This window comes from Novosphingobium sp. fls2-241-R2A-195 (assembly GCF_030209485.1).
GTDB lineage: Bacteria > Pseudomonadota > Alphaproteobacteria > Sphingomonadales > Sphingomonadaceae > Novosphingobium > Novosphingobium resinovorum.
This window is the reverse complement of the sequence record NZ_JARVRY010000061.1, coordinates 1-21,732: the sequence shown is the minus strand read 5'-3', so window position 1 is coordinate 21,732 and position 21,732 is coordinate 1. Positions and strand designations below refer to the sequence as shown.

Sequence of the window (21,732 nt, the reverse complement as noted above, 5' to 3'; positions counted from 1 at the left end):
GGTGGCCACCCTCTCAGGGAAACCTTCCTACACCACCCCGCGGGACACGACCCTTTCGTCGCCAGAAGCGCCATCAATTCCGCAATAGTGGGGATGCCGCCTCGATCCATCGCAGTCTTGAATCGAAAGCCCGTTCCCGCGTCAACGGCCTTCAACCGACAAACTGATATTGCCGCACCGGATGAGGGACCATCGCGTCAATATCGATCCCGTCGAGCAGCCATCGCAATTGCTCCGCGGTGAGCGCAACCACCGTTTCCGCTCGTCTGGGCCATCGGAACTTGTCCTCCGTCAACGCCTTGAGCACCAACACAAAGCCCGACCGGTCAAAGAACAGCAGCTTCATCCGGGTCCGGCGCCGGTTGCAAAAGGCAAACGCCGCGCGCTCGAACGGATTGAGGCCCATCGACTGCTCGACCAGGATCGCAAGGCTGTTGATCCCACAGCGAAAGTCGATCGGATCCCGGTGGAGATAGACGCGCAGATCTTCAGCGAGCCGGAACATGGCAATGCCCCAGCGCATCGATCATCACCACCAGCAACTGCGCGTCACACCCCTCCAGCGTCAGCGATACGCCATTTGGCATCGACGCCTGCAGCCGCGCTGACGGTACCAATCCCGCAGACCGGGGCGCGATCCCACCAGTGTGTCGCTCCGCAGGCGCCGGAGACGTCTCCACCCGGATAAACGCCGACGGATCCGGCAACTGCCCCGTGCTCCGCTGCCCGTTCGCACTCTGCCGCTCCTGATACTTCCTGACCCATTTGCGCAGTTGGTTGGCGTTGACACCATGCTCCAGCGCAAGCCTCGCCACCGATATGCCCGGCTCGAGGCACGCCTCGATCAACCGTGCCTTTCCCGCCCGACCATAATAGCGCCGGCCGTTAATCGTCACCCTTACAACCTCGAGCCCATAGGAGCCCACCGGTGCCATCTCCATGTGTCCACCTCTTCCTTGGTGGACACATCCTTCACACCGCGTCACTCAACCGAACAGGTGCGCGGAATTTCGCGCTTACCTCAAAAAAGTGAACGGGTTGTTTTGGATCGTCGGCATCAATACCGCGCTTTGGGTGGTGATCGCCCTTGGAATATGGGCGATATCGTGAACCGCAATGAGGCCCGGACCTCTTGCGAGTGCCGGGCCAGTTGATTGCAAGGGCTATAAAGCCCTTCGGGTCGCATGTGCGGCGTACACGATTTCGCTGCACCGCATCATGACAATAGCGGTCACCCGCGCTTCTCGGCGTTCTCCTTTCATGCTTGCACCGGATAGTTCAGGTTCATCTCCCTGAAACCCCGCCCGGTGCAGGCATCGTAAGGTGGCTGGGGCAGGCCGCCCAGAATCGGGTGACCTCGAAGCCTGTTGCTGCCCTTGTCATCATCAGGTCGTCTTGCGCCAGGCGGACCTCCGGCCCCAACTTGATTGGGGCGTGCTCCCCGCGGTGCCGCGCATCCTCTACGATGTCGAGGGCAAGGCGGTTCAAACCTTAAACCGAAGGAAGGGTGAGGGGGCCACCACCCATGCCGGTCACGCTGCGCCGGGGAGCTTGTACGTCACCCCTACCTCAGGCCTTGCACTTCAGCCGGGCCTTGACCGCGGGCATGCGGGTAACGAAGCCCATCACCATACCGGTCCGGCGCTGTCCTGGCAGTGGCGGCTGGGAAGCCAGGGCGGAGACGACCCCATTGCTGTTCGGGTGGTCGAAGACAAATGGGCCTTCAGTTGCATCAGACGGCATCAGAAGATGCGGGGATCATATGGGAAGCGATGGACGACGCTGCCCTCTCTGAATTCCGGTAATCGCAGCACGGGAACGACGGCGACCACAACGTGTTGAAATCTGTCTCAAAACGCAATCAGAGGAGATGATCGTGTTTCGCAAAACCGTCCGACTCCATGAGGGGCCTTGTCACGGGATGAGCGTGATTTGGGAAAGCGGCCATGAGTTGCGCATGATCAAGTGCATGGAAGGCTACGTGCCTTGGCCGAGTAAAGCGGCTCCACCGCTGATAGAAAGTGAAACCTATTACCCATCGATCGATTCCCCATCTATCTTTGTTTGGGGAAAAGGAACTAGCCCAACTGCGATGAACTGCTTAGCGCCCGCGGCCCCTGAAGATTTCGAAAGCTGAGCCTGACAGCGGGTACGGGCCCGACGGTTGGAGGATGCCGCCGCGCCCGCCCGGCGGTCACCCCATGGTGCCGAGTTGAGATCACGAATTACCCGCGTGTATCTTGGAACCGTGATATGATGCAGCCATCATCGGCACCGAGTCGGCATGCTGATGGCTGAGAGACATCGATTAATCGTGCTCCCGCCTTCCGCGACGGAGCATTCTCATGACCTTGTATACGATCCTTCCGATCGATCCCGCGCGCGCTCTTGTTGAATTCGAGACGCCGGACCCTGAGGTTACTTTTGGCATCATTGAAGACAAGGCCTTGGGCGAGGTCGATGTCTTCGAAGATGGCAAGTACGCTTTCTCTTGCGAGCCAATGGTCGGCGCAGATTGGCGAATCTACCGGCGCCACACCCGCCATTAATCCGATTGGGCTGCGTGACGCTCCGCGGCCCAGCGGATTGCCGCGAGCATTTCAGATCAGCGAGCGGATCCGCAGTTCCATCGCCCTCAGCTTCACGCTGCCCCCCGGCGAACGGTGCTCGCCCCAGGAACCGCATCATGCACAAGCATGCGATCCGCCTGACACGACGCCGCAACGTGCAGTTCTCCAGCCTTGGTGGTTTGGCGATCCATTCTTCAAGGGGCTTGGGCTGGAACTGGTGGATCTGCCAAAGCCGCGGGCGACCAACCGGCTGACGTCGCCGCCCCGGCACGGCGGAGCACAAGTCGCGGAGCGCTGTTCATCGCCATTCCGGATGGGGCCGCCATGGGCAGGATCGCGCCCGCGCGCGCAGCCAGACCCATCCCGGTCCTGCAGCGGCGATGGCATCCAGCGGGACGCTTTGTTGCCCGACCACATTGAGCCGGAGCGGATGGACCTGTTCGGAGAAGCAGCATGACGACCATCATCATCGAGAGCAGCTTTTGGCCTCATCCGAATCGGATGAAGTCGGCGAGATCGTCATCCTTCAATTCATAATTGGACCGATGAGCGTCGCGTTCGAAAACGCGTCCAGCCGCGATGAAAATGGCCGCCGCGTATTCGTCGAAGACAACCTCCGCGATTTCTTCGGATGGCGGGGCGTCTATGCCGCAAACCGATTGCAATGCGAGTGCCGTCACCCGGAACTCGATCCTATCCATTCCATGCAGCCCATGGAACCGGACGCTCTGGCACGCGCCGCTCCACTCGCGATCAGCATGGGCAAACTCAATGGTGCCCATTAGCGACTCTCTTATGATTATTTCGCTGGGCCAATACCTGAGCGTGGTGCCATCATTACGCCTCATCGCGGCGTAGGCGCAACGCCGATCGTCACGAGCAATGACGAATGTAGACCGCGTTCATCCCCGCTTGAACATCTGTCTAAGGCGACTTGTCGGGCGGAGGTGAGCCACCTCCTCCTCAATTGAGGACAATTCCTCCCTGTATCCCGCTATTCGGTCAGGGCCGAAGTCTGCTTCCATTTCGTTCGCATGCGTAGCAAGATCGTCCATCGCGGCTCGGAAATCGGCTTCTGGCAAACGGGCAAGGCCTCGGGCAATCAAGTCGTGCTGAGCGAAGTGGGCTCCTTCAAAGCGGAGGGCCGCACGCTCCAACCGAGTCAATCGCGATTCGATAGTTCCGGGCATGGCGGCAGGGTTAGTCGAGATAGCCAAAGTCGCACCTGCAATTATCTACCTGTTCACGCTGCGATTTATCAGAATACGCACGAGCATTCCGTACGGTTCCGGGCTAAAAAAGGAGGCCGCCATGTAACCGGCAGCGCGCTTCGCGCACCCGAAAAGCCTATCCGAAGCGTAACGGCGTCATGCCGGAGAAGCAGGAAGGGGCAGCCGCTCCTCGCGTCGTCCCCATCCGTCAGTTGCGCAGTGGTGCAACCTGACGGTGAACGTTAGCCATGGACGCTCGATAGGCTCGCATAACGCGACGTGCCCAGTCGGCCGGCAATGCGGAGGCGACGGGATCGACAGCCTCGTTGGGAGAGGTGCTGATCTGGCTCGATCGAGCAAAGCGGGACGGGTGATCGATGTTCATTTGGCCGTTTCTATCGCGTTATAACACTATGAATTTGAATGGCTTATCCGCCATTTCCGGACCTCAGAATTCCGAACAAGCCAAACGGTTCCGAGCCGAGGCTCGTGCATTCAGCTCAGACGCATGGAACGAGGCAAGCGTACGATGAGCGACGTCGAATGGCCCTTCGCTGGTGTAACTCCGCTCAGCTACGACGTACTCATCGCTGAGCCGGCGACGCGATTACAGACGTGATCGGCCGCTAGTGAAGGCAAGTTTCCGCAGGCGCAGTACGATACCATGATGTGGGAAGACCTTACGCAACGGCAGGTCGCGCAGTTCGGGCGCGGCGACACCATCCTGATGCTCTGGGCCTGCTGGCCGTCGCTGCGCCAGTCGATCAAGCTCATGGACGATCGGGCCCGTCTCAGCAATCTCAACCCACTGCCAGTTCGGCCAGCTTGGACAGATGGCGGGCGCCAAGATCGTTGCTTTTGACCTACCCGCTGAGAGAACGCTCATTTTGATGTAGAGTCTGCGCACGAGAAGGAATGCCCGAGAGGCGACTGTCCGGATCAGACTGTTCTGCCGGTGGCCTTCTTTAATGCCGCGCGCAGATGAGAAGGAGAACTGGGCTTTGGGCAAATCTGCGCATCCGGATAGCGAGTGCGCAGGGCATTCTCGTTAGCGTGGCCGGAATGGAAAATGAGCGGGACGTTCATCTCCCGCATGCGATCCGCCGCCGGGAAGACTTCTCCGTCAGGGAGGCGGACGTCGAGGATCGCGCAGACCGGTCGCTGACGCTCGATCGCAATCATGGTGGCGGCAACCGTGCCGCAATGTGCGGAGACAGCGAAACCCTCTTCGGCGATCAGGTCTTCGAGATCGAGCACGACGAACAACTCGTCCTCGACGATCAGTACGGTATCGGTCATCGAACCATCACACCGCCAGGCAGCCACAGTCGAAGGGCAAAGTGGCCATCACGCAGGTCGCGGGAAATCCGGGCACCAAGCTGACGGACAGAAGTGGTGACGAGCAATGTCCCGAAGCCCGATCCATCGCCCGCATCAATCGTGTCATCACCGTCTTCGTCCCAGAGCAAGTCAATTCCGTCGGCGCTCAACGCCCAGCGCACGCGGAGGGTTCCCGCGCGCGGTCCCAGGACACCATACTTTGCGGCATTGGTTGTCCATTCGTGCAGGATAAGGGCAAGAGGAGAAAGGCTGTTGCGATCGATGTCGATCTGCGGACCTTCGATCAGAATCGCGGATTGCCCAGCATAGGCGGCGGTCGTCGTCTCGATGAGGGTCCGAAGCGAGAATGTCTGCTGCTCTTCGCCCGAAGGCGACGCCAGGGAGTGCGCCCGGCCCAGCGCCGCAATGCGTTCGCGCAGATCCGCGCCATAGCTGCGCACGTCGTTGTGAGACCGACCGGCAACCGCGATCATGCCGCTGACCACTGCGAACAGGTTCTTCACCCTGTGGTTCATTTCGCGCAGCATGAGGCCGCGTGTCTCGGCTACGGCGTATTCCGCCGTCAGGTCGATCGTTGCCCCCACCAGGCGGCGTGGGCGCGAGCCGATGAGCCGGCCGTAGGCCTTGAGCTGACGGCAGGCGGCGGCAGCATCCTCCGCTTCGCACACGCGAAAAGCGATTTCCATGTCCTGATCGCTGTAAAGGGCATGAGCGATGCCGTCTTCAAGCAAGGCGCGATCATCGGGGTGAACCTTCGCCAGCACATCGCCGAGACTCACTGAGCCCTTTGCGGGCAACGAAAGCTGGCTGCGGCTCGTGGTGTCGAGGATCACGTCGTCTTCATCCGGACGATACTCCCAGACCCCGATCCCGCCGGTCTTCACGGCCAGATCGAGCCTCTCGCGCTCGGCGGCCAGATCATCTTCCATCAGCAGGGCGACGGTGATGTCGCTCAATACAAGAGTGGCGCCATCGATCGTCCCGTGCTGGGTCCGATACGGCAGAACGCGCAGCGACAGGGTTCGGCCGCCGTCGCGCGTGCGAACCCGGCGATGGAGAGGCTCGCCGCTGCCCGCCACGCGCCGCGCGTCGTCAAGGTAGGTGCTGTCGTCCAGGCGCGTTGCGACGTCAGCCAGCAGACGCCCCCGATCGGTCTGCTGCAACGGGAAAATGGCAGTCGCCGCTTCGGTAAAACTGCGGATGCGAAGCTGCCCGTCGAGCACGATCACCGCCAGTTCGGTGGACTCGAAGAAGTTGCGCAAGTCGGCGTTCGCGACGGTAAGCTGGTCAACCTTGCTTTTCAGCTCGTCGTTGACGGTGGACAGTTCCTCGTTGGTGGACTGCAGCTCCTCGTTCATCGACATCATTTCTTCGTTGGAGCTTTTCAACTCCTCGTTCGCGGTCTCCAGTTCCTCGACCGCGGTGCGCAGCTTGTGGCGGGTGAGGCGCAGTTCCTCTTCCAGCGCCTCCATGTGATCGTCGCCGCTTTCGATCTCGGTAAAGTCCGGCCCGTCGAACGGCTGGAAGGGGCCGCGATCGCGCAGGATCAGCAACAGCGAATTGTCGGGCAACGGCTCGCAGATCGCCTCGACCGGCTGGATGCCGTAATCCGAACGCACCTCCACCTCGCGCGCCACCACCTTCTTGCGGGCATCGCGGGCTTGGCGCACGAGTGGGCCGAGCACATCGCGCAGGCCCGGCTTGGCCAGCGAGATCGCGCTGGAGCCGCCCGTGCGGGTTACCGGGAAATCGAAATAGCGACTCAGCTTGCCATAGGCGGCAAGTACCGCGCCGTCCTGATTGAGCACCATGGCGGGCGGCGCATAGCGATCGACCAGGCGCTGGACGGCTATGCCGGCATCGGACGGCTTGCGCCGGACGTCCCGATCGCTGTTGTCCTCGCGGCGACGCTGAAGGCCATGCTCTCCGCCCGGCAGGTCGATCGGGTACCGGGGGGTGCCGGGGGCGCGCTCGAAGATGCGGGCGTGATGATCCAGAGCCGGGAACAGATGGTCGAAACGGCCGATGCTTTCCGAGGGGCCGAGAAACAGGTACCCGCCCTCCCGGATCGCGTAATGCAGGATCGGCATCACCGATTGCTGCAGGCGATCGTCGAAGTAGATCAGAAGGTTGCGGCAGGAAACAAGGTCGATCCGCGAGAACGGGGGATCCTTTACAACCGAGTGGTTGGAAAACCGGATAAGGTCGCGAATCTGGTTCGAGATTGCGAATTTCTCCCCATGCGGCGTCGTCCACCGCTCGCGCATGGGCGAAGGGATATCGGCCAGCGCGGAGGCGGGATAAATTCCTTCCCGCGCGATCTGCAGCATCTGCTCGTCGATGTCGGAGGCGAAGATCTGCACCGGGTTGGCGAAATTCATGCGCCGTGCCGTCTCGGCGAAGAGCATGGCGATGCTGTACGCCTCCTCCCCGCTGGAACAGCCCGGGATCCAGACCCTGATGTCGTCGTCGCTGGGACGGTCGCGCAGCAGCGGCTCGATCACCTTTTCGCGCAGCGCGTCGAACATCTCGGGATCGCGGAAGAACCGCGTGACATTGATCAGCAGGTCGCGGAACAGCGCCTCGCATTCGCCTGAATCCGATTGCACGCGCTGCAAATAGCCGCTGGCCGAATCGATGTTCAGCACGTGCATGCGCCGCTCGACGCGCCGCACCAGCGTCGAGCGCTTGTAGCCCGAGAAATCATGGCCAACGGCCTTGCGCAAGGTGGCGCACAGGTCATCGACATGATCGGCGACAAGTTCGGCTTCGCGTTTGTGGGGCTCGCCTCGGCGCCGGGCGAAGAACGCGCTCAGGCAATCGAGGATCTCCGACGGCTGCTTGACGTAGTCCACGAGGCCGGTTCCGACCGCGGATACGGGCATCCCGTCATACCGCGCGGTTTCCGGTGTCTGGACGACGCAGACCCCGCCATGTTCCTTGATGGCACGCAATCCCGTCGATCCGTCGGCCCCCGTGCCGGAGAGGATCACGCAGGCGGCATCGGTCTGCTTTTCGGCGGCGAGCGAGATGAAGAAATCGTCGATCGGGCGGCGAAGTCCGCGCGGCTGGGCGAAATCGGTAAGCTGGAGCTTGCCGTCCTGCAGTGCGAGACCGCGGCCGGGAGGTATGATGTAGACGCGGTCTGCCAGAACTTCTTCGCCGCCCTCGCACTGGAGCACGTCGAGCGGGCTAGCCCGGTCCAGCAACTGCGCCAGCATGCTCTCGTAGTTGGGGTCGAGATGCTGGACGACCACAAATGCCATTTCCGTAGGCAGCCGGGCCACCGAGAGCATCTCGCGCAGGGCCTCCAGCCCGCCCGCCGATGCGCCGATCCCGACGATCGGGACGCCAGATGCACGTTCGTCGCCGCTCAAAGGATCGCGCCGTCGTCTAGATCGGCGAGGGTCAGCCTCGCCTGGGCGATCGTCGCGGCCGAATTCGCGATCGTGGTCAAGGTGCCCTCGACGATGATGCCGCTCTCGGCGGCCACCGGGCTGAGGCGGGTCAGCGTCAGGCCAAGGTCGCTGTCATATGCCCTGAGCCGATCGGGCTGGGCGCGGCTGACATCGAACTGCGACGCGAAAATGTAGCGCGTCCTCCCGGAAAGGGTGCGCAGCCTCGACATGTAAAGGAGGTTCACGAAAGGCGTTCCGTCCTTGCGAAAGTTGAGGATCGGGGTGCGCACATTGGCCGCAGCATCGTCGCCCAGGAAAGCGCGCAGTCTCGCTCGGGCTTCATGATCTTCTGCCGCCCCCTGCAGGATGCGGCAATTGCGACCTGCAAGGTCTTTCTGCGAATAGCCCGTCAGGTCCGCAAAGCGGCCGTTCACCAGGATCAGTGGATTGTCCGCGTCCGGACTGCCCAGGGCCAGGGCGACCGGAGAGTTCTCGAAGAAGGTGCGCAGTTCGTCGGGAATAGTCAGATCGGTCAAGTCGTTACTCCCGGCCATCGGGTAAGAGCTGAGGGGGGCCGTTCGTACCGGCCATGTGGGCAAGACTGCAACGGCTCTGTGCACCATCTGTTGCCGAAGGTCGAGCCGAGGGGGGAATTGCCTATTGGGCACGTGAGCTTGGGAAACGACCTTTAGGTCGCGAATGTTCGGGGTGTTAGGCGCTACGCCGTATCCTGGCCCGAACCGCTGTCTTCTGAAATCAGAGCCCCGATCCGTTCGAGCATGGCGAGGATCATGGCCTGTTCCCAGCGCGGCAATCTCTCGAATCCCCGCCCAAAGCGCATCTGCAACGGAAACGGCATGCTGTTTAGCCGCTTAAGGCCTTCTTCGGTCGCCTGGACGAGGATTTGGCGCTTGTCGTTCTCGCTGCGAGAGCGAGTGACGAGACCGGCTGCAACCAGCTTGTCGACGATGTTGGTTATCGTCGCCTGTCCGAACCGAAGCGCGGCTGCGACAGCGCTGGGTGTCACGCTTTGTCCGGATCCGATCTGTCGCAAGACCAGGGCCTGCGACGGGGTCAATCCGGTTGCCGCGGCCATCCTCCGATTTTCCAGATCGGCGGCGTCGAGAATTTTTCTCAGGGCCGAAAGTGCTGCTGGCGTGAGATCGCTGTCCATGCCCCGACAGCTAGCTTTCCTGCGGCTTTGCGCCAAGCCGCAAGATACTTCCAAATCCGAAATATTGCATTTCAAAGACGCGCATCAAGGGAACATATCTCGCGACACATGGTTGCAATGCACCGCACGATCCGTATGTTATCGCGCAGCAGCAGTCATAATGAGGCAAATGCCAAGCACGCCAATGTGCTTCGGAGGGTGAAGTAATCTTTGATGAAGTCATGAGTAAAGCCGCCTTCGGGACGAATCCCGAGGGCACAATTCCGATGTGTAAGACTACCTCGCCGGTCCTGCGCCGGCCCACTGCCGAAGACGGGCCTGCCGTCACTGCGCTGATCGCGGCGTCCGAGCCGCTCGATCCCAACTCGGCCTACTGCAATCTGCTTCAGTGCAGCGATTTCGCCGACACCTGCGTGCTCGCGGAGCGTGAAGGCGCGGTCGTCGGGTGGATTTCCGCTTACCGTCCGCCTTCGCATCCGGAGCGTATCTTCGTGTGGCAGGTCGCGGTCGCGGCTTCCGCGCGGGGCGAAGGGCTTGCAGGGCGCATGCTGGATGAACTGGTCTCGCTGCCCGCGGTACAGGGCGCGACCACGCTGACCACCACGATTACCGAGGCCAATCCGGCCTCCTGGGCGCTGTTCGGCGCCTTCGCGCGCCGGCACGGCGCAAGCCTCTCGAAATCCAAGCGCTTCGAGCGCGCCGCGCACTTCGCGGGGGCACACGATACGGAATGGCAGGCGACCATCGCGCCTCTGCCGTCCGTCCATACCTGAACAGGGGAACTCCCGAAATGACCAAGACCCCCATGCCGAGCGCCACCGCGCCGGATACGAAGATCTATGACCGCCGCGAATCCAGGGTGCGCAGCTATTCGCGTGCGATGCCGCGCCAGTTCGGCAAGGCGCAAGGACCGTGGCTGCACGACAACGAGGGCGGGCGTTATCTCGATTTCCTGTCGGGCTGCTCCTCGCTGAATTACGGTCACAACCATCCGGTGCTCAAGGCGGCGCTGATGGACTATATCGCCAATGACGGCGTGACCCATGCGCTCGACCTGCACACCGACGCCAAGGCCGCATTCCTGCGCACGTTCGAGGAGGTAATCCTGGAACCCCGCGGGCTCGACTATCGCGCGATGTTCACCGGGCCGACCGGCACCAACGCGGTGGAAGCCGCGATCAAGCTGGCGCGCAAGGTCACGGGCCGCGAGCTGGTGGTCGCCTTCACCAACGGCTTCCACGGTATGACGCTGGGCGCGCTCGCCTGCACCGGCAATGCGGGCAAGCGCGGCGGCGCGGGCGTACCGCTCAGCCACGTCAGCCATGAGCCGTTCGACGGCTATTACGGGAGTGAGGTGGACACCGCCGACCTGCTCGAACAGCGTCTTTCCGACCCTTCCAGCGGCCTCGATGCCCCGGCTGCCTTCCTGGTCGAGACAGTCCAGGGCGAAGGGGGGCTCAATGCTGCAAGCCCTGCGTGGCTGCGGCGTATCGCGGCGCTGGCGAAGAAGCACGGCGCGCTGATGATCGTTGACGACATCCAGGCCGGCTGCGGCCGCACCGGCGGCTTTTTCAGCTTCGAGAACATGGGCTTCACGCCCGATATCGTCACGCTGGCGAAGTCGCTCTCGGGCATGGGCCTGCCTTTCGCGCTGACGCTCATGCGCCCCGACCTCGATGTCTGGAGCCCCGGCGAACACAACGGTACGTTCCGCGGCAACAACCACGCCTTCGTCACCGCCACCGCGGCGCTGCGCGAGTTCTGGGCCGACCCGGCCTTCATCGACGCGGTGGCGCGGCGCGGCGGCATCCTCGAACGGCGGCTTGAGCGCATGGCCGAGCGGCACGGCCTGACCACGCGCGGTCGCGGCATGATGCGCGGCATCAACGTCGGCAGCGGCGAGGTCGCATCGCGGATCACGTCGGCCTGCTTCGACGAGGGCCTGATCATCGAGACCAGCGGCGCGCATGACGAGATCGTCAAGGTGCTCGCTCCGCTGACCATCGAGGATGCCGTCCTCGAAGCCGGGCTCGACATTCTGGAAGAGGCCGTCGCCGCGGCGATCGCCCCGGTGAGGCGGGCGCTGCCGAAAATTGGCGTGGCCGCCTGAACACTCCCTCCAAATTCAAAGGAATACCCACATGATCGTTCGCAATCTCAACGACATCCGCAAGTCTGACCGTCACGTCGAATCCAATGGCTGGCACTCCGACCGCCTGCTGCTCAAGGACGACAAGATGGGCTTCTCGTTCCACGTCACCACGATGTTCGCGGGTGAGGAACTGCACATGCATTACCAGAACCATCTCGAAGCGGTGCTGGTGATGCAGGGCGAGGGGACCATCGAGGATCTCGGCACCGGCCTGACGCACGAGTTGAGGCCGGGCGTGATGTATGCGCTCAACGCCAACGACAGGCACATCGTGCGCCCGGTGCAGGACATCGTGTGCGCCTGCGTCTTCAACCCGCCGGTGACGGGGCGCGAGGTCCATGACGAGAACGGTGCCTACCCCGCCGACACCAGCGAACCCGCGCTCGCAGACTGAGGAGAAAGGGGGCACTTGATGCACGACCACTATCCCACCCGCAGCGCGGCCGAACCCCAGTTGCTCCCGCGCAGCGAACCCGTCGCCCGCCGCGGATGGCAGCCGGGCGCGCCGCTTACCGCAGAGCAGATCGCCCAGTTCGATCGCGACGGCTATCTCGTGCTGGAGGACGTGTTCTCCGAAGCGGAGATGGCCGCGCTCCAGGCGGAAACCGGGCGCCTTCTCGGCGATCCCAAGGGCTTGAAGGACGAGACGGTGATCGTCGAACCCGGCAGCCGCGAGATCCGCTCGATCTTCGAGATTCACGAGCAGAGCGCCACAATGGCCCGGCTCGCCGCCGATGAACGGCTGGCGGGCGTCGCCAGCTATCTGCTCGACGACGAGGTCTACGTCCACCAGTCCCGCCTCAACTACAAGCCGGGGTTCAAGGGTAAGGAGTTCTACTGGCACTCCGACTTCGAGACCTGGCACGCCGAGGACGGCATGCCGCGCATGCGTGCGCTGTCGATGTCGGTGCTGCTGGCGGAGAACACGCCCAACAACGGCCCGTTGATGGTGATCCCCGGGTCGCAGCACGTCTTCATCGCCTGCGTCGGCGAAACGCCGGACGACCACTACAAGGCGTCCTTGCGCAAGCAGGAATACGGCGTGCCCGACGAGGACACGCTGGCCGAACTGGCGCACCGTCAGGGCATCGTCGCGCCGACGGGCAAGCCGGGAACGGTGATCGTGTTCGACTGCAACACGATGCACGGTTCCAACGGCAACATTACCCCGTTCCCGCGCGCGAATGCCTTCCTCGTCTACAACGCGGTGAGCAACCGGCTAGAGGCGCCCTTCGCCGCTACTACCCCGCGTCCGGACTTCATAGCCGCGCGCGATGTGAAGTCGGTGACGCCGGTATCCGGAAGCCTCGAAGGAGCACCCGCATGAACGGAACGCATTCCGTGGAAAAGATCGGCGGCACTTCGATGGCCGCCACCTCGACCGTGTTCGACAACGTGCTCGTCGCCGGGCGCGAGGGTGCGGACCTCTACAACCGCATCTTCGTCGTCTCGGCCTATGCCGGGATGACCGACCTGCTGCTGGAGCACAAGAAGTCGGGCCAGCCCGGCGTCCACGCGCATTTCATCCGCAACGAGGTGCCCGGCGCCTGGCGCTCGGCGCTGGCGGACGTGATGGGCGCGATGTGGGCGCGCAATGCCGAGATGTTCGCGCGTGCGGAGAGCTGCGAGGAAGCCGACGCCTTCGTGGCAAAGCGCATCGCCGCGCTGGAAACCTGCCTCGACGATCTCGATCGGCTGCGCGCGCATGGCCGCTTCTGCCTCAAGGAGCAGATGACCACCGTGCGCGAGATGCTGGCGGGTCTGGGCGAGGCGCATTCGGCGCACTCGACCGCGCTGATGCTGCGCGACCGGGGCGTGAACGCGGTCTTCATCGACCTGACCTTGTGGAACCACGAGGACATGCGCAGCCTCGATGCGCGGATCGAGGAAGCGCTGGGTACGATCGATCTTGCAACGCAGATGCCGATCGTCACCGGCTATGCCGGGTGCGAGGGCGGCATGGTGCGCCGCTATGCGCGCGGCTATTCGGAGATGACGTTCTCGCGCATCGCTGTGCTGACGCAGGCGCGCGAGGCGATCATCCACAAGGAGTTCCACCTCTCCAGCGCCGACCCGCGCCTTGTCGGCGAGGCGGTGGCGCGCAAGATCGGGCGAACCAACTACGACGTGGCGGACCAGCTCGCCAATCTGGGCATGGAGGCAATCCATCCGCGTGCAGGGCGCGGCCTGCGCCAGTCGAACATTCCGCTGCGCGTGCGCAACACTTTTGACCGGCACGACGGCGGCACGCTGATCTGCGGCGACTACGTTTCCGAAGCGCCGCGCGTGGAGATCGTTACCGGCCTGTCCTCGGTGCAGGCGCTGCAGGTGTTCGAGCAGGACATGGTGGGGGAGAAGGGCTACGACGCCGCGATCCTCGACACCCTGACCCGGCACTGCGCCTGGATCGTCAGCAAGAGTTCCAACGCCAACACCATCACCCACTACCTGTCGGGCACCGACACCGCACAGATGGCTGCGATCGTGGCGGACATCGAGGCGAAGTGGCCGGGCGCGGCGGTGACGGTGCAGCCGGTGGCGATGGTCTCGGTGATCGGCAGCGATCTGGGCGAGCCGGGTCTCGTCCCGCGCGCGCTCATGGCGCTGGCGGAAGCGGGCATCGGCATGATCGCGATGCAGCACCAGATCCGCAACGTGGACGTGCAGTTCATCGTCGGCGTCGAGGACTTCGACCCGGCCGTGCGTGTGCTGCACAAGGTGCTGGTTGCAGGCGCGACGGCGTCCCAGGAACGCGCGGCGGCCTGACGCCCGGTTCCACTTCGTCGATGCTGAACGCCATCCTTCCCGTGCGCAGCCTGCTGCTGGCCATCTTCATCCTGATGGCGGGCGGCGGGTTCATGAACACGCTCGTCAGCGTGCGTCTCGAGCGCGCGGGAAGTGGCACGCTGGCCATCGGGCTGGTCGGCACCGCCTATTTTGCAGGGCTGGTCGCCGGATCGCTGCGCGCACCCGCATTGCTGCGCCGGATCGGCCATATCCGCGCCTTCGCCGCTTTCGTCGCGGTTCTGAGCGCCAGTACGCTGGCCTACGCGATCCACCGCGATGTGCTGTTATGGGGCGCGCTGCGCTTTGCCGACGGCCTGTGCCTTGCAGGTATCTACGTCTGCCTCGAAAGCTGGCTGGGCGAGCGGGCCGAAGGAGCCGGACGAGGCAGCGTCCTCGCGGGTTACATGATTGCGCTCTACGGCGGGCAGGCGATCGGGCAGTTCACGCTGAACCTCGGCGGTGGCGGCTCGACCCTGCCGCTGCTGGCGGGCTCGATCCTGATCTCGCTTGCCGCCGTACCTGTTGTGCTGACCCGCATTGCCGCCCCCGCGCCGAGTGAAGGCGCGTCACTGCGTTTCCGCGAACTCTATGTGGTCTCTCCTCTCGGCATTGTCGGCGCGCTTCTGACGGGCGTGATGCTCGGAGCGTTCTACGCGATGGGCGCGGTCTATGCGCGGCGATCCGGGCTGGACCTGTCTGCGACGGCTCTGTTCATGAGCGTGGTCATCATGGGCGGCGTCGCGCTGCAGTGGCCTCTGGGGCGCCTGTCGGACCGCATGGACCGGCGCAAGGTGATCGTGATGGGTTTTGCCGGAACGCTAATTGCCAGCCTCGCGATCGCGCTGACGAGCGGCACCCTGCCGCTGATGGCGTTCGGTGCCTTGTTTGGCGGCTTGAGTTTCGCTTTGTACCCTTTGTGTGTCGCTCACACCAACGATCACTTGACCTCGGATCAGCGGATAGCGGCCAGTGGGGGGCTGGTGCTTCTCTACTCGCTCGGCGCCGCGATCGGGCCTTCGATGGCGGCTATCGCGATGACTTTTCTGGGAACTTCGGGACTGTTCCTGTTCGTCGCAGCCTGTGCAGGCACGGCGCTCGCCTTCGGCTTGTGGCGGCAGGCCCGTTCCGAGCCGGTGCCGACCCATCTTCAGGAAACCTACGTCGTTCTGCCGCGAACCACGCCCCTTTCAATCGAAATGTCGGCCACGCCAGACGCCGCCGACGAAAGCACATCTTCATGACCGAACCGACCCCGCCCTCCGTCCTGCACCGCGCAATCGCCGCCTCGGCTATCGGCAACGCCACCGAATGGTTCGACTACGGCATCTACGCATATGGCGTGACGTATATCTCCGCAGCGCTTTTCCCCGGGGACACGGGCGAAGCGACGCTGTTCGCGCTGGCGACGTTCGCGATCTCGTTCCTGATCCGTCCGCTCGGAGGGTTCTTCTGGGGACCATTGGGAGATCGCTACGGGCGCAAGGCAGTGCTGGGGGTGACGATCGTGATGATGGCAGGCGCGACGGTTCTGGTCGGCCTCATCCCGTCCTACGCCGCGATCGGCATGTGGGCACCCGCATTGCTGGTGATCCTGCGCATGGTGCAGGGATTTTCGACGGGCGGCGAGTACGGCGGCGCGGCGATCTTCATGGCTGAATATGCGCCCGATGCGAAGCGCGGCTTCTACGGCAGCTTTCTCGAAGTCGGCACGCTGGCAGGCTTCTGTGCAGGCGCAATGCTTATGCTCGGGTTCTCGCTGGTGTTGGGTGACACAGCGATGCGCGAGTGGGCTTGGCGTCTGCCGTTTCTGCTGGCCGGGCCGCTCGGTCTCGTGGGCGTCTACTTGCGTTCGCGCATGGAAGAGACCCCGCTTTTCCGGGAGGTGGAGCAACAGGTGCATCGCGGCGCCGGATCTCCCTTGCGCGACCTGCTGACCCGCCACCGTCGCCCGCTGCTGGCCATGGGCGGCCTCGTCATCGCGCTCAACGTCGTGAACTATACGCTGCTCAGCTACATGCCGACGTACTTCGAGCGGCGCCTCGGCCTCTCTACCGACGCCGCGCTGGCAGTGCCGCTGGCGGGAATGCTGTTCATGATGGTACTCTTGCCTTTCGCGGGGGCTCTCTCCGATCGGATCGGCAGGAAACCCATGTGGATGGCCTCGCTGATCGGGCTCATGCTGGCGGTGGTCCCGCTTTATCATGTGATGGATGCAGGCCCGGTGAGTGCGGTAATCGGCTATGCGCTTCTGGGAATGCTCTACGTCCCGCAACTTGCGACGATCTCGGCAACGTTCCCGGCCTTCTTCCCGACGCCCGTGCGCTTTGCGGGCTTTGCAATCGCCTACAACCTGTCGACCTCGCTGTTCGGCGGGACTGCACCTGCGGTCAACGCCTGGCTGATAGACCGGACCGGCGATCCGCTGATGCCCGCCTACGTGATGATCGCCGCCTGCGTGGTGGGCCTCGCGGCATTGCGATTCACCGACGAAACCGCCCGACAGCCGCTGCGGGCCGCCTGACAACAACTTTGGGGGACTTTCTTTGCCGATCGATGCCACTACCGCCCTTGCCCGATTTGCGGGGGCGTGGGCGCAAGAACCATGGGCGCGCACAGTGCTCGGGATTGTCGTGCTTGCGGGTTCAGCGTGGCTCGCCAACTGGATAGCCAGGCGGATCGTCCTGAACGCAATGATGCGGCTGATCAGGCGCACCCCGTTTGAGGTCGGCGCGGACCGCATCGGTGCGATCGTCTCGCGCCTTTCGAAAATCCTGCCCGCCCTGATCGTGCAGGGCGGCATCGGCACCCTACCGGGGCTGCCGCTGGCGCTGCCCGGCGTCGTCCATAGCTTTTGCGCGGCGATCATCATCGTCAGTCTCGCGCTCGCCCTGACAGGCATTCTGACGCTGGCCAACGAGTTGTACCAGCGACGCCCGGAAGCGCGCAACCGGCCGATCAAAGGCTATGTCCAAGTGGCCAAGCTGCTCGTCTATGGCGCAACCGCGATCCTGGTGATCGCGGCGCTCATGGATCAGTCTCCCTTGCTGCTGCTGTCGGGGCTGGGCGCGATGGCGGCGGTGCTCATGCTGGTCTTCAAGGACACGATCCTGTCGCTGGTGGCTTCCGTCCAGATCACGTCCAACGACATGATCCGGGTGGGAGACTGGATCGAGATGCCCAAACTCGACGCCAATGGCGACGTCATCGATATCGCGCTTCATACCGTGAAAGTGCAGAACTTCGACAAGACGATCACCACCATACCCACGCACCGCCTGATCACGGACAGCTTCCGCTACTGGCGCGGTATGGCGGAGTCCGGCGGGAGACGGATCATGCGTTCGCTGATGATCGATCAGAACAGTGTGCGCTTCCTTGGCGACCAGGACCTTGCACGATTGTCGCGCTTCGCCGTGCTTCGAGGTTATCTCGATGATCGTCAGCGAGAGGTGTCAGACTGGAATCGTCATCATGCCGCCAGCGAAGTTCTTAATGCTCCCCAGCTCACCAACATCGGGACCTTTCGCGCCTATGTCCTCGCCTATCTGCGCAGCCGTTCAGACATGGCCAAGGACAAGACCATGCTAGTCCGGCAACTGGAACCCGGCGAGCATGGCTTGCCCCTGCAGATCTATGCGTTCGCATCCACGACCGTCTGGGCGAGGTACGAGGACATTCAGGCCGACATCTTCGACCATCTCATCGCGATCATGCCGGAATTCGGGCTGCGCCTATTCCAGAGGCCGACAGGTCTGGACCTTGCGGGCCTCATCACGCATGGCTCAGATGTGCCGATGATCGGGCGGCATGACGATGCAGTCCAGAAGAAAGATATAGTCCATGCCTGACTTTTCGATCAAAGCCCTTTGCGCCAGTTCACTTGCGGCTGCTGCGCTCGTTTCGGTCGCGCCCGCACATGCACAGACAGCGGCGCAGCCGGCCGGTCCGAGCTACCCGGACCTGGTGGAACTGTCCAAGCGCGCAGGCATGGTCATCAAAGCGCGGGTCCAGACGATATCGCGCCTCGATCCCGCCCAGGTCCGTAATCCGACCGCGCTGCACGATCGCTTCTACGCGCAAGCGCAAACCGAGGCCCTGATTTACGGACGCCAGGGCATCGGTCCTTCGCTGCGCTACCTTGTCGATCTGCCGCAGGACCGTCCTGAGCTTTCCGGCCGCGAAGTGCTGCTCTTCGCCTGGCGCGTGCCCGACAAGGCCAGTGACATCAAGCTCGTCGATCCAACGGCGCAAATCTTGTGGACGCCGCTCCAGGAAGCCCGCTTGCGGTCCATCTTGAGTGAATTGGTGGCGCCCGGCGCGCCGTTACCCGTCACACGGGTACGGGAACTGATGTTTGTGCCGGGCAATCTTGCTGGACAGGGGCAAACACAGATCTTCCTCGACACCAAGGGCGGGAGAGGCGTGGCTATCACGGTACGCCATCAGCCGGGCATGGCGCCGAGCTGGGGCGTGTCCTTTTCGCAGGTGGCTGCCGCAACTGAAGCGCCCCCGCGGCAAGACAGCCTGGCATGGTATAGCCTGGCCTGCTTCCTTCCCGCCTATCCGCCCGCACCCGCGAACGTATCGCGCAGCAGCGCAAAGCAGGAACAGGCGCTGAACGACTATCGCATGGTCGTCTCGTCGCTCGGCACCTGCAACCGTACGCGATGACGAAATTTATTCTACCCACAGTTTGAAGGTTATGGGGACGGGGCAAGAATGACGGGTTTTCAATCGGCGCCGGCTCCGCCTGATGGCGCCATCCATGAACGGCTGGAGCATGTCGCGCTATACCGTTTTGGTGGAGCCGTGCGATCGTTGGGCGAGTTAATCACGAGGGGGTAATGGGCGCATCGTCGGCCGAGGCTACCAGCGGCATCATCATCTCGGCTCGCCGTCGTCTCCGAGATGATGATGACCGCAGTGAGCGGAGCTCACAACACGCCGGTGAAGTAGGCGACCATGCCCAGCAGAACGATGGCGCCGGGCGAGTAATCCGGGAAGACCGTGCGCAGAAGGTCGCCAATGCCCGCGCCGATCGACAGCGACGGGCGCGTAGCTGATGGACCGTTTACGTCAGAACCGTCGAAGAAATTGGGCCGATAGGCGACTGTCCGGTCAGGAGCCGGGTTGCTAGGAAAGCTGCCGTCAGAGAGACTATGACTCCCGACCAACTCAAGTCGTTCCATCACCACTGCAAGAGAGAGCGCTCGCGCCGACACCAGTCTTGCATCGAACGCCGCGTGTAATGAACAGCAGCTTTCCAGGATGTGAAACTGCGAAGCTCATCGCTCGATGACCTGGGTATGTCCTGGTCGTCGACGAGGCTGGTCAGCTTGGGAATCGCCAGGCCATTCGGCTGCTTGAAATCAGCCGAGCAACCGGCGCACGCCTGCTTCTGCTCGGGGACACCCGGCAGACGGGGGCGATCGAACAAGGCAAGCCTTTCTGGCTGATGCAGCGCCTCGGCCTCCCCAAGGCCGAGTTAAGGGAGCCGGTCAGGCAGGAGACGGATCGGATGACGCGAGCTGTCCGATTGGCACGTTTGCAGAACTACGATGGTTCGTTCGCCTCTTTGGATCAGGTATCAACCGGGGAAAGCAGTGAGAAGCTTGCAGGCGCATTGGTCGCGGATTGGACGCGTCTGGGGCCGGAAGGCCGCGCAAAGACGAACATCCTCGTTCTGGAGAATGCGACGCGACTGATCGTCAACACCAAGGTCCGTGAAGCGCTGAAAACAGAAGGGGCTATTGCGGCTGAGGAGACGCGCCTCTCGATCCTGTCGCCTTCCGGCATGACCGACCAAGAAAAGCACTTCGCGCGCTTCTATTCTACTGGACTGGTTGTCACTTTCTCTCGAGACAACGCCGGGCTTGGTGTCGCACGTGACGCCGAATACAAAGTAATCGGGGTAGGACGAGATGCGCGCGGACGCCAGACTGTCAATCTGGTGGACGAACATGGCCGCAGGATTGAGTGGGATCCGCGATTGGGCCGCGCGTCCCAGATCAACGTATTCCGGGAAGAAAAGCGCGATCTCGCGGTCGGCGATCGTATTCAGTGGCGTTTGGTCAATCGAGACCTGGATATCAAGAACGCCGAACGTGGGACCGTCGAGCGACTAGACGGGACCAGCGCGTCCATTCGATGGGACCGAGATGGCAGAAGCCAGGAGCTCGACCTTTCGCTGCACAAGAACTGGGACCATGGCTACGGGGAAACGGTCTACTCGGCGCAATCGAAAACCTACGATCGCGTATATGTTCTCGCACCGGTGAACTCGCCCCTGGTTACGGGGCAAAATTACTACACCGCCATTACTCGCGCGAGGTTCAGCGTAAAGCTCTGGACTGAAAATCGCGAACGGCTTGCTGAGAAATTGAAACTGCGTACCGGTGAAAAGACGTCGTCTCTACAGGGCTTGGGTAGGATCGAGCGAGATAGCGTAAAGGGGCGATCCGAACTTCACAGCGAACGTTGGGACCGATTACGTGAAGAACAGCAATCGGAGCGGGAAGGACGCAGAGGCCTGCTCACAACGCAGGATCGGCAGACTGAATTGACCCAGCAAGGTGGCTTGGCTGGCCGTATCGCACAGCGAGCGCAGACCGCCGCAGGTTTTCTTGATCGCTGGCTCGTATCACTGCTCGAGCAGGGGCATCAGCATGCCGCACTCGGGAACACAGACGTAGAAACTCCACGGACAACGGCTGAGACGCAGCACGTGGCCTCGCGTGAGCGCGGGGGTGGCTATGATCGCTGATCGAAAGCCGTTTTTCTCTGTTGCGCTAGCGCTGGTGGCTCTAGCCCACATTAATACGGCTCATGCTGGTTCTGGGCCCTCGACTGAGCACGAAGCTCGGGTGGGGTATTGCATCAGGCAGGCCGCTGCGGGTCGCGCATGGCTGGAGAGAACTCTCTGGGGCCTTCGTGATCAGGAGGCCGGATGGATTGGCGCGGAAATTGCAAATACGAACAGGACGCACGACCTCGGCCCCCTGCAGGTGAACAGTTTGTGGGTCCCCAAGCTATCGGCCCTCGTGGTGTAGCGCGACAAATTGGATGATGATCGCGCGTCAATCAGGATGAGAATGTGATT

General features: G+C 62.8%; 17 protein-coding genes and 2 pseudogenes. 11 read left to right on the top strand and 8 right to left on the bottom strand.

The window, feature by feature from the left end; translation table 11 throughout:
* Positions 1-151: 151 nt before the first annotated feature.
* Positions 152-505 (bottom strand): IS66 family insertion sequence element accessory protein TnpB, encoded by a 354-nt coding sequence (gene tnpB / locus QRN25_RS26320; protein ID WP_036531038.1) that lies wholly within the window; start codon positions 503-505, stop codon positions 152-154.
* Positions 489-941 carry an IS66-like element accessory protein TnpA gene (tnpA, locus tag QRN25_RS26315; RefSeq protein ID WP_285022499.1) on the bottom strand — a complete coding sequence of 151 codons (453 nt, stop codon included), beginning with the start codon at positions 939-941 and terminating at the stop codon, positions 489-491. The genes tnpB and tnpA overlap by 17 nt, the downstream gene beginning before the upstream one ends.
* A gap of 1,404 nt (positions 942-2,345) precedes the next feature.
* Between tnpA and QRN25_RS26310 the strand changes: the two genes are divergently transcribed.
* The gene (locus tag QRN25_RS26310) at positions 2,346-2,549 is read left to right on the top strand and encodes a hypothetical protein (protein WP_285022497.1); all 204 of its coding nucleotides are present in this window, start codon (positions 2,346-2,348) and stop codon (positions 2,547-2,549) included.
* 509 nt (positions 2,550-3,058) lie between these two features.
* Here the strand turns inward: QRN25_RS26310 and QRN25_RS26305 are convergent.
* The 5 genes from QRN25_RS26305 to QRN25_RS26285 form a co-directional block, all read right to left on the bottom strand.
* A complete protein-coding gene (locus tag QRN25_RS26305; RefSeq protein ID WP_285022495.1) occupies positions 3,059-3,352 on the bottom strand; it encodes a DUF1488 family protein in 294 nt (97 codons plus the stop codon).
* A 1,368-nt stretch (positions 3,353-4,720) separates the two neighbouring features.
* Positions 4,721-5,080: a response regulator gene (locus QRN25_RS26300; RefSeq protein ID WP_285022493.1), complete on the bottom strand. Its 360-nt coding sequence runs from the start codon at positions 5,078-5,080 to the stop codon at positions 4,721-4,723.
* Entirely contained in the window at positions 5,077-8,499 is a 3,423-nt protein-coding gene (locus QRN25_RS26295; protein ID WP_285022490.1) for a CheR family methyltransferase, read from the bottom strand. Before QRN25_RS26295 ends, QRN25_RS26300 begins: the two co-directional genes overlap by 4 nt.
* Positions 8,496-9,056 (bottom strand): PAS domain-containing protein, encoded by a 561-nt coding sequence (locus tag QRN25_RS26290; protein ID WP_285022487.1) that lies wholly within the window; start codon positions 9,054-9,056, stop codon positions 8,496-8,498. Before QRN25_RS26290 ends, QRN25_RS26295 begins: the two co-directional genes overlap by 4 nt.
* 182 nt (positions 9,057-9,238) lie before the next feature.
* A complete protein-coding gene (locus QRN25_RS26285; protein WP_285022486.1) occupies positions 9,239-9,694 on the bottom strand; it encodes a MarR family winged helix-turn-helix transcriptional regulator in 456 nt (151 codons plus the stop codon).
* Between the two features lie 266 nt (positions 9,695-9,960).
* Between QRN25_RS26285 and ectA the strand changes: the two genes are divergently transcribed.
* Genes ectA through QRN25_RS26240 form a run of 9 tightly spaced genes read left to right on the top strand, consistent with a single transcriptional unit; the run spans position 9,961 to position 19,304 of the window.
* Positions 9,961-10,467 (top strand): diaminobutyrate acetyltransferase, encoded by a 507-nt coding sequence (ectA, locus tag QRN25_RS26280; RefSeq protein ID WP_285022485.1) that lies wholly within the window; start codon positions 9,961-9,963, stop codon positions 10,465-10,467.
* A 17-nt stretch (positions 10,468-10,484) separates the two neighbouring features.
* A complete protein-coding gene (gene ectB, locus QRN25_RS26275; protein WP_285022483.1) occupies positions 10,485-11,804 on the top strand; it encodes a diaminobutyrate--2-oxoglutarate transaminase in 1,320 nt (439 codons plus the stop codon).
* 31 nt (positions 11,805-11,835) lie between these two features.
* Positions 11,836-12,240 carry an ectoine synthase gene (locus QRN25_RS26270; protein WP_285022481.1) on the top strand — a complete coding sequence of 135 codons (405 nt, stop codon included), beginning with the start codon at positions 11,836-11,838 and terminating at the stop codon, positions 12,238-12,240.
* 18 nt (positions 12,241-12,258) lie between these two features.
* Complete coding sequence (gene thpD / locus QRN25_RS26265) at positions 12,259-13,173, top strand: ectoine hydroxylase (RefSeq protein ID WP_285022479.1); 915 nt, start codon at positions 12,259-12,261, stop codon at positions 13,171-13,173.
* The gene (locus QRN25_RS26260) at positions 13,170-14,612 is read left to right on the top strand and encodes an aspartate kinase (RefSeq protein ID WP_285022477.1); all 1,443 of its coding nucleotides are present in this window, start codon (positions 13,170-13,172) and stop codon (positions 14,610-14,612) included. Before thpD ends, QRN25_RS26260 begins: the two co-directional genes overlap by 4 nt.
* 20 nt (positions 14,613-14,632) lie before the next feature.
* On the top strand, positions 14,633-15,874 hold the full coding sequence (locus tag QRN25_RS26255; RefSeq protein WP_285022475.1) for an MFS transporter: 1,242 nt from the start codon (positions 14,633-14,635) through the stop codon (positions 15,872-15,874).
* Positions 15,871-17,154: an MFS transporter gene (locus tag QRN25_RS26250; protein WP_285022473.1), complete on the top strand. Its 1,284-nt coding sequence runs from the start codon at positions 15,871-15,873 to the stop codon at positions 17,152-17,154. The genes QRN25_RS26255 and QRN25_RS26250 overlap by 4 nt, the downstream gene beginning before the upstream one ends.
* Positions 17,155-17,176: 22 nt before the next feature.
* Positions 17,177-18,481: a mechanosensitive ion channel family protein gene (locus QRN25_RS26245; protein ID WP_285022472.1), complete on the top strand. Its 1,305-nt coding sequence runs from the start codon at positions 17,177-17,179 to the stop codon at positions 18,479-18,481.
* Positions 18,474-19,304: a hypothetical protein gene (locus QRN25_RS26240; protein WP_285022471.1), complete on the top strand. Its 831-nt coding sequence runs from the start codon at positions 18,474-18,476 to the stop codon at positions 19,302-19,304. The genes QRN25_RS26245 and QRN25_RS26240 overlap by 8 nt, the downstream gene beginning before the upstream one ends.
* Before the next feature lie 160 nt (positions 19,305-19,464).
* Here the strand turns inward: QRN25_RS26240 and QRN25_RS26235 are convergent.
* Positions 19,465-19,684 (bottom strand): annotated as a pseudogene (locus QRN25_RS26235) (chloride channel protein); the annotation flags it as partial.
* Positions 19,685-19,938: 254 nt separating this feature from the next.
* Here QRN25_RS26235 and QRN25_RS26230 point away from each other — a divergent pair.
* Positions 19,939-21,396: pseudogene (locus QRN25_RS26230) on the top strand (AAA family ATPase); the annotation flags it as partial.
* Positions 21,397-21,732 lie beyond the last annotated feature (336 nt).